We start from the raw sequence: 8,270 nt of genomic DNA, 5'->3' as shown, positions 1-8,270 counted from the left end.
CGATCGCATCCTCGAACGTCTCCACCGCCGACTGCAAAGCGGTCACCGCCGCATCCAGCTGCACCTGCGTCTGATGCATCGCATCGTCGGCGATCGCTTGCGCGGCTTCAATCGCCGACTGCAATGCCGAGCGCGCTGCCGTAGGCGATTCGCCGACGTTGTCTCCCGCCGGATGGTCGGTCAGCTCTTGCTTCGCATTCGCCAAAGCCGCAACCAAGTTCCCGCCGTCTCCAGCCACGACGATCGCATCCTCGAACGTCTCCACCGCCGCCTGCAAAGCGATCACGGCCGCATCCAGCTGCGATTGCGTCTGTTGCGCCGCATCGTCGGCGATCGCTTGCGCGGCATCAATCGCCGCCTGCAATGCCGAGCGCGCGGCCGCAGACGCCTCGCCGACATTCGTGCCCGCCGGATGGTCGGCCAACTCTTGCTTCGCATCGCCCAGCGTCGCACTCAGCGCCGCCGAATTCCCTGCCGGGACGATGGTAGCCTCAAATGTCCCGATCGCCGCACGCAAGTCACCGGCCGCCGTATCCAGCTGCAATTGGGTGCGATGCGACGCGTCGGCGACGACGACCTGCGCGGAACCGATCGCCGCGCCTAGCGCATCGCGCGCCGCAGCCGGCGTCTCGCCGACGCTTGTCCCGGCCGGATGGCTCGCCAGCGCCTGATTTGCGGCGAACAACGTGTCCGTCAATGCGGCCGCGTTGCCGGCCGCGATGACGAAAGCGCCGAAGGCCGCGAGCGCCGCATCCAATGCGCCTTGGGCGGCGTTCAACTGACTTTGCGTACGATTTCCGGAATCGTCGGCAACAGCCTGCGCGGCAGCGATCGCCGATTGCAGCGCCGACCGCGCGGCCGCAGGCGCTTGCCCGACTTCCGTCCCTTCGGGATGGCTCGACAACGCCTGATTCGCGTTCGCCAGCACGGCATTCAGCGCCGAAGCGTCCCCGGCCGGAAGGATCGCGCCCTGGAACGTAAGGAGCGCCGCGTTCAATGCGGTTACGGCGCCGTCGACCGTGTCTTGGGCAAGGTTAGCCGCGTTGTCCGCGATCGCCTGCGCGGCGCCGATCGCGGTTTGCAGGGCGGAGCGAGCCCCGGCAGACGCCTCGCCGACGTCCGTGCCTTCGGGATGATCCGTGAGCGCCTGCCGCGCCGCCGCGACTGCCGTATCCAGCGCCGTGCGATCGGTCGGCACGATCGCCTCCTTGAACGTTTGTATCGCGGCGTTCAATGCGGCGGCCGCGCCGGACAATTCTGATGATGAAGTGGCCGCCGTCATGCCGTAGACGAATTGGCGCGCGGCAGCAAGCGCATTCGTCAGCGCGTTATGCGCGTTCGCCGGAACTTGAGCCGGCTCGGTTCCCGGAGGATGGTCGGCTAATTGCCGTTTGGCCTCGGCCATCGCCGCGAACAGCGAGGTTCCGTCCTGGAACGAAAATCCATGGTCGGCCGCGTATTGCTGCGCGGTGGAATTCGCGTTTCCGAACATTTTCAGATTGCCCGGGTTGGAAGCGAACGAGCTCCCGCCAATGGAGGTCGTGCTGCCGAGCAGCGTCACGCTGGTCAGATTATTCTCTTCGAAGGCACCGTCTAATATCCTTGACATGCTGCTTGGAATGACGACATTGACAAGAAGATTGCGGTCGAAGGCGCCCCCTCCGATCGTCGTCACGCCTTCCGGAATGAATACCGACGCGAGCGAATTCATATAGAAGGCGTAGCTTCCGATCGTAAGCACTTTATCAGGGAACGTCACCGACGTGAGCCTGTTCCCTTCCAAGGAGCTGGCGCCAAGCGTCGTCAAGCTGTCCGGAAGGTCGATGCTCGTGAGGTGATCATATCGAAAGGCGTACGTCGACAGCGTCGTGACGGTGTCCGGAATGACGACGCTCGTAAGGCCTTTGTCGTCGAAAGCCGCCCTGCCGATGACCGTTACCGGCGCGCCGCCCAACGTGGCCGGGATGATGACGTCCGTCGCGCTTCCGGTATACCCGGTAACCGTTGCGGCGTTTTCGGTCAGGATATACGTAAAGTCGCCTTCCGCGTCCGCGCGAACGGGATGAACCTGCGCGAGCGACGACCAGCCGACTAGCAGCGCGAGCGATAAATGAAATGCCGTTTTTTTCATAGTCCAAGCTCCTTCTTAGATAGGGATGCGAAGTTTGCGGTTCAAGGATAAGCAGCTCAAGCCGCGGCAGAATCGAGCCGAGGCCGAAGATCGACACCAATGCCGACAGCTCGGCCCCCGCCTCGCCGTTACTGGCGCCTGCCTCCAATCAGTGTAACGGCATCCGCTGAAAGAATTCTAAAAGAATCCGCGGCCGCGCCGTCCATAACCGCGCGGCTTCAAGCATTCGGACACGCAAAAAGAGCGAAACGCTGCTTTTCCTCCGGTTGGGCGCAGCCGTAACGCCGCATGGACAATGATTCCGCTTCCGCGCCTCCGGGTAATAACGCATAAGCTGCCAGCCCAGCATTTCTGCGGCTAACCATTCACGTAGAAAGGGAAGTGGAACCGATGGGGCATAAAGTCGCTTTTCTGCTCGCGAACGACTTCGAGGATTCGGAGATGAAAAATCCTTACGACGCGATAACGAAGAACGGCCATGAAGCGATCATTATCGGATTGGAGAAGGGCGCGGAGCTGACGGGGAAGCAGGGAACGATCTCGTATACGACGCATCTGTCGATCGGCGAGGCGGACCCGGACGATTACGAGGCGTTGATCATTCCGGGCGGCAAGTCGCCTTCTCGCCTGATCGGCAATGAGAAGGTGCTGGAATTCGTCCGCCGGATGGACAAACGAAAGAAGACGATCGCCGCCATCTGCCACGGACCGCTCCTGCTCGAGAAAGCCGGGCTGATCCGCGGCCGGAACCTGACGGCGTATCCGGAGCTGCATGCCGAGCTGAACGACGCCGGGGGCCGCTACATCGACAAGCAGGTCGTCGTCGACGACAACTGGGTCACTTCCCGCACGCCCGACGACGAGCCTTATTTTATCGAGGAAACGATCAAGAAACTGGGCGTGGATGCCTACTAAAGCCCCTCCCCGTCCGGAAACGCGCATAAAAAGGCTGCCCCTCGAGCCGATTGGCTGAAGGGCAGCCTTTTGCGCGCCATGCGCGAGCCGAATCCGATAATCGCTACTTTCTCCGAAGCGCGGTCGATCGCGCCTCAATCAAAGTCGAAGTTCTTCCACTCGTCCTCCGGCATATGCGAGTCATCGTCGGAAAAACGCTGCTCCCGGAACGGCTCCGCGACATTGTGGAAGCCGTTGCGCTCCCAGAATCCGTGCCGGTCCTCCTTCATGAACTCGAAGCCGCGCACCCATTTGGCGCTCTTCCAGAAGTACAGATGCGGCACGACGAGGCGCAGCGGTCCGCCGTGCTTTGCCGTCAGCGGCTTGCCGTCGTAGGAATGCGCGACCATCGCCTGGTCGCCGAGCAGATCCGCGAGCGGCAGGTTCGTTTCGTAATCCGGATCCGCGTGCACCATCACGTAAGCGGCCGTCGGATCGATCTTCAAATGCTTGAACAGATCGCGGACCAGCACGCCCTTCCATACCGTATCCGCCTTGGACCAGCGCGTGACGCAGTGAATGTCGACTTGGATCTCGGTCTGCGGCAGCGCCATCAGTTCTTCGAAGCTGAGCAGCAGCTCGCTGCCCACTTCCCCGAACAGGCGCAGATTCCACTTCGCCATGTCGTACTGAGGGACTTCGCCCTCGTGCAGGATCGGAAATCTATCCGTCCACAGCTGACCGGGCGGCAGCCGATGGGCCAATTCGGGTATCGACTCCGCGGTCGGAGGCTTCACTTGCTGCAATCGTTCTGCTTTCTTGTGCATGTTCGTTATCTCCTTCATCAGTCAAGCCTGGTGCTTATGAAGCTATCCTAGTTGAATCGCGGAGCAGCCGTCAACGACTTTCTTGCGCGGAGGCTGCCGCGGCGGCCGGTCCCGTCGGTTGTGCAAAGGCGAAATCCTTTGTATGATGAACGTATGACGGGAAGGCTGGTGATCTTATTTTCTACTGGATAGCGCTTATTATGACCGCGGTCGATCAAATCACGAAGCTGTTCGTGCGTTTCAATATGCAGGTCGGGGATTCCCATACGGTTTGGGACGGCATCCTCCGCTTTACCTTTTACCAGAATTCCGGCGCCGCGCGCAGCTCCTTTCAGGGATACGGAAGGCTCTTCGGCATCGCGGCGGTCATCTTCATCGCGCTGGTGATCTATTACCGGAGGCAAAACCGCGGCGAACGCCGATTGATGGATATCGGCCTGGCCTTCCTCGTGGCCGGAGCGGCCGGCAACGGCATCGAACGGCTGCTGTTCGGCAAAGTAACGGATTTCCTGCAATTCGGGTCCGGGGACGGCATCCTGAACATCGCCGACCTATGCATCAACGTCGGCCTGCTCGCGGTCATCGTCCAACAACTCTTTTTCTCGCGCGGCGCCAAGAACAAACAAGCCGTCTCGTGAACGCCTCGAGCCTGCCGGATTCGGCAGGCTCGTTGTCGTCGTCGGCGCTAGTCGCGAATCGCGCGGATGCCCGGCCAATGCAGCCAGATGTCCGTCATCGGCGCCTTCCAGTCCCGTCCGTGCTCCGCATGCGTGACGCGGAAGAAGATGGCGTACCGCGGCAGCGGCGAGACGTTCATGGCGACGCTGTGCCCAAGCTGGTAATGCGCGAGAAACACGTCCCCCGGCTCGCCGAGAGTCTGAACCGGCTGCGGCAGCTCGATCGGCGGCATCCCGTTCAGCAGCGACTCCGGGCCGTGGGATTTGAAATACGACTCGAACAGGCTGTGCGTCCCGGGCCATACCGTGAAATTGCCCGCGAAAGGTTCCCTGACCGGACTTAGCAGCACGCCGACCAGCATCGTGAAATTGGCGATCGTGCCTTCCCGCACGCCGTTGGTCGGCGAATACATACCGTCCAAATGCGGCTGGTGAATGCTCGGCGGGTCCGCCAGGGAAGGAAAGCGCAGCGCGATCTGACCGCTCTCCACGGGGAGCGCCTGCCCTTCGCCGATCAGATCCTCGACTAGCGATTTGACCGGCGTGGCGTTGAACAGCTCGCTGATCGGCGGCTGGTCCTGCAGCTCCGGACAGAACGATTGCGCGCGGTAAGTCTGCATGTTCGCCGGGTTCATCCCTTCGCCGACCGAATGATTGATGTGCCGCACGGCCCGGTCGACCATCAGCTTGGGTATGACGCCGGGGACGTGAATATAACCGTTCTTCAGCATGGATGCCTTCTGTTCGAATGTCAGCTTCATGAGACAGCTCCTTCAAGAAGTGGATTTGATCCATCCGCACGCGAACAAGGATCGCATCAGCGCGGCTCCTTTTATTCTTTCTCCGTTCGGCGCCGGTTCCCTCCCTTGCCGCAGAAAAACAAAAAAGCCCTGCGAACAGGGCTTTTTGTATCGCATCCATGCCGATAACGCTTAGGCGCTGCAGCCTTCGCACTCGTAATATTGGTTGCCCGTCGTTTCTTTCGCTTCCAGCACCTTGCCGACTACGATATCCGACAATTCCATGAATTCGAAATCGGCGACCTTGGCGTGCACCGCGGCGCGGGCCTCTTCTTCGCTCTTGCCGATCCAGCTGAACGTAGCCGTTTTGCCGGTGGAAGGCACCTCGTATTCAAATAAGTAACGCGTCATATTCGCCATCTCCTTTGCTATCTCTTTCTATTATTATACCATAAACGACGCTAGTTCCGACAGGGAGGACCGACCCAAACTTCCCGGCCGCGCCGCGGAAAGCTTAACGCCCGGCTGCCGATCAACCGGTCGCTTCGTCCTCCAGCGCTTCGATCATTCTCGATAACCTGCCCGCCAGCTTGACGGCGTCGGCATACGCGGCGGCGGCAAGCTTGTGCCGGTCGGCAGCCGCTCTCAGCCTCGCCGCGCGCGCGCCCGGATCCGGCTCGTAGCCGTCCGATTCGTCCCCCGCCGCCTCGTAGCCGCTCCCTTCCAGGAGCGCCAGCCTGCCGACAGGCTTGGTCTCCGCCAATAACGCGCTCGCCTCGGCCAGATCGCCCGGCTCCAGCTCCCGCCTGACCCCTTTCAACGGATTGCTGTCCAGGACTCGGCCGATCAGCCCCGCGAGCGCCGCATAATCCGCGGCCGAGATTGGAGACGAAGCTTCGTAGCCGCCGTCCTGCTCCAGCGCCGCGCGCAGCCGGTCGCGCGCGCGCCGGAATGTCGGCAGCGTCTCATCCCGGTTCAAGCCCGGATCGGCGTCGAGCTCCGTCAACGTATCGACGATCGACAGCGTGCCGAGCCGTACCCGATAGGCGGTCCTTCGCTCGATGCATGCCTCCGACAGCACCGGCAGATTCGGCACGGCCCCGGTCTTGCCATAGCGCTGCCGGATATCGCGCGCCAGTCTGCCGGCAAACAGCTCCCCGTCATCCGCCTCCAATCGAAACGACTTGCCCGACGGATTCAGATCCGTCAATTGACCTCTGATCCGCAGCAGCACCGTCTCAATCCTTGTTTCGTCGATATAGGCGCTGGCTTCCTCCAGCTGCCGTCGGTCGAGCTCCGCCACGATTCGGCCGCCCGCAGGCGCCGCGAGCTCGAACGAGACGGTCGAACGGAGCTTTGCCAGCGCGTCCGCAAGCCTGCCGTATGCCAGGACAGCCGGGGCATGAAGCTTCTCCAGCTCCCGCTGCAAAGCGTCGACGTTTCCCGAAGCCCGAATTAAATCGAACAGCCTGACGGATGCGGCCGAGGCGGGCGTCATGCCGAACAAATCCGCCGTACCGGACGATACCAGCCGGATCGCGTCATCCCTTTGCGCCGCCAGGCCGTAAGCGTTATCCTTCCGTATCGGCGCCGTCGGCCGCCCCATCCCGGCCGTCCAGCGGACATCCAGCGGATAGATCGCGTTCTGCAGCGCTTCGGCCGTTTCGCCGCCGACCGGTTTGACCGGATCCTCGCCCGGCTCGGCTGCGGAGACGTACAAGCTGATCACGCAGCGGCCGCTCTCGGACGCTTCCGCGGCGGCCGGTTTCCAGTCATGCCGTGACAATATCCTCACCCCAAGCCAAGCTTAACGTTACTGATGCCATTATACAGGCTCGTTCCTCGGCAATCCATAGGCACGCGGGCGAGCGACTCCCGGACTTAATCTTCCGGCGCGTTCATACCCTTAATCATAACGCCGCGCCGCGATGAAAGGAGAGTTTCGCTTGCACATGCCCGTGTTGTACAAACGCATGAAAGTCGAGGGGCTTTCGATCTTTTTCCGAGAGGCGGGAAACCCGGCCAATCCGGCCATTGTTCTGCTGCATGGCTTTCCGAGCTCCTCGCATATGTTCCGGGACTTGATTCCGCTGTTGGCGGACCGCTTCCATGTCATTGCCCCCGATTATCCCGGTTACGGGAACAGCAGCATGCCGGGCGTCGATGCCTTCGATTATACGTTCGAGCATTTATCCTTGGTGATCGAAGAGCTCCTCTATCGGCTGCGCATTCCCAAGTACGTCTTATATTGCCATGATTACGGCGGTCCCGTCGGGTTCCGCTTGGCCGTGCGCCATCCGGAGCGGATTCTCGGGTTCGTCATCCAGAACGCGGTGGTCAACGAAGCGGGATTGGGTCAGCCGTTCGACTTGTTCAAAGCGCTGTGGGCGGATCCGAGTCCGGCCAACAAAGCCGCCTTCGCTACGATGACAACCTTCGAATTCACGAAGAAGCAATATTTGACCGGCGTTTGCCGCCCTTACCTGATCAGTCCGGACGGCTATTCCATGGATCAGTTTTTTCTCGACCGCCCGGGCAACGCGGACATTCAGCTGGCGCTCGGCTACGACTACCGCACGAATGTGGAGCAGTACCCGAGGTGGCAGCATTATCTGCGCGCTTGCCAGCCGCCGGTGCTCGTCGCGTGGGGCAAAAACGACTTCATCTTCACCTTGGAGGGAGCGTACGCCTTCGGAACGTATGTCCGCGACGCGGAAACGCATATGCTGTGCGGCGGGCACTTCGTCTTGGAGGAAGCGAGCGCGGAGGCTGCCGCGCTGATCAAGCGGTTTTTCGGCCGCAAGCTCGGATTTTGAGCCCGCTCGGCAGGTTATGGGCGATCTCGGCGCACGGCGATGATTTCTGCACCGCGCGCGATATGTCGGCGGATGATGGCTGTCTACCTCATGCCAAAAAACCAAACCTCTGGTATTATCCCCTTCAAGTAGACACTCAAAAAAACCTCGTGTTAACATGAAGTTTTGAGTGCCACTTGGAGGGG

General features: G+C 61.2%; 8 protein-coding genes. 3 read left to right on the top strand and 5 right to left on the bottom strand.

Translation table 11 applies throughout. The features are described from left to right. A partial coding sequence (locus GT019_RS28015) for a leucine-rich repeat domain-containing protein (RefSeq protein WP_161746757.1) occupies positions 1-2,131 on the bottom strand: 2,131 nt, incomplete at its 3' end. Positions 2,132-2,521: 390 nt separating this feature from the next. On the opposite strand from GT019_RS28015, the gene GT019_RS28010 reads away from it, so the two are divergent. Continuing rightward, positions 2,522-3,046 carry a type 1 glutamine amidotransferase domain-containing protein gene (locus GT019_RS28010; RefSeq protein ID WP_161746756.1) on the top strand — a complete coding sequence of 175 codons (525 nt, stop codon included), beginning with the start codon at positions 2,522-2,524 and terminating at the stop codon, positions 3,044-3,046. A gap of 134 nt (positions 3,047-3,180) precedes the next feature. Here GT019_RS28010 and GT019_RS28005 read toward each other — a convergent pair whose 3' ends face one another. Next, positions 3,181-3,852 carry a sulfite oxidase-like oxidoreductase gene (locus GT019_RS28005; protein ID WP_161746755.1) on the bottom strand — a complete coding sequence of 224 codons (672 nt, stop codon included), beginning with the start codon at positions 3,850-3,852 and terminating at the stop codon, positions 3,181-3,183. A 176-nt stretch (positions 3,853-4,028) separates the two neighbouring features. Between GT019_RS28005 and lspA the strand changes: the two genes are divergently transcribed. Further along, on the top strand, positions 4,029-4,490 hold the full coding sequence (lspA, locus tag GT019_RS28000; protein WP_328804050.1) for a signal peptidase II: 462 nt from the start codon (positions 4,029-4,031) through the stop codon (positions 4,488-4,490). Between the two features lie 47 nt (positions 4,491-4,537). Here lspA and GT019_RS27995 read toward each other — a convergent pair whose 3' ends face one another. The 3 genes from GT019_RS27995 to GT019_RS27985 form a co-directional block, all read right to left on the bottom strand. Next, a complete protein-coding gene (locus tag GT019_RS27995; protein WP_161746753.1) occupies positions 4,538-5,290 on the bottom strand; it encodes a phytanoyl-CoA dioxygenase family protein in 753 nt (250 codons plus the stop codon). Between the two features lie 171 nt (positions 5,291-5,461). After that, complete coding sequence (locus GT019_RS27990; protein WP_161746752.1) at positions 5,462-5,680, bottom strand: hypothetical protein; 219 nt, start codon at positions 5,678-5,680, stop codon at positions 5,462-5,464. Positions 5,681-5,801: 121 nt separating this feature from the next. Further along, positions 5,802-7,055: a hypothetical protein gene (locus tag GT019_RS27985; protein ID WP_161746751.1), complete on the bottom strand. Its 1,254-nt coding sequence runs from the start codon at positions 7,053-7,055 to the stop codon at positions 5,802-5,804. Between the two features lie 166 nt (positions 7,056-7,221). On the opposite strand from GT019_RS27985, the gene GT019_RS27980 reads away from it, so the two are divergent. Next, on the top strand, positions 7,222-8,085 hold the full coding sequence (locus GT019_RS27980) for an alpha/beta fold hydrolase (protein ID WP_161746758.1): 864 nt from the start codon (positions 7,222-7,224) through the stop codon (positions 8,083-8,085). Positions 8,086-8,270 lie beyond the last annotated feature (185 nt).

The organism is Paenibacillus glycinis, assembly GCF_009909185.1.
GTDB classification, from domain to species: domain Bacteria; phylum Bacillota; class Bacilli; order Paenibacillales; family Paenibacillaceae; genus Paenibacillus_Z; species Paenibacillus_Z glycinis.
The sequence above is the reverse complement of the archived record's forward strand: the minus strand, read 5'-3'. Positions and strand labels throughout refer to the sequence as shown.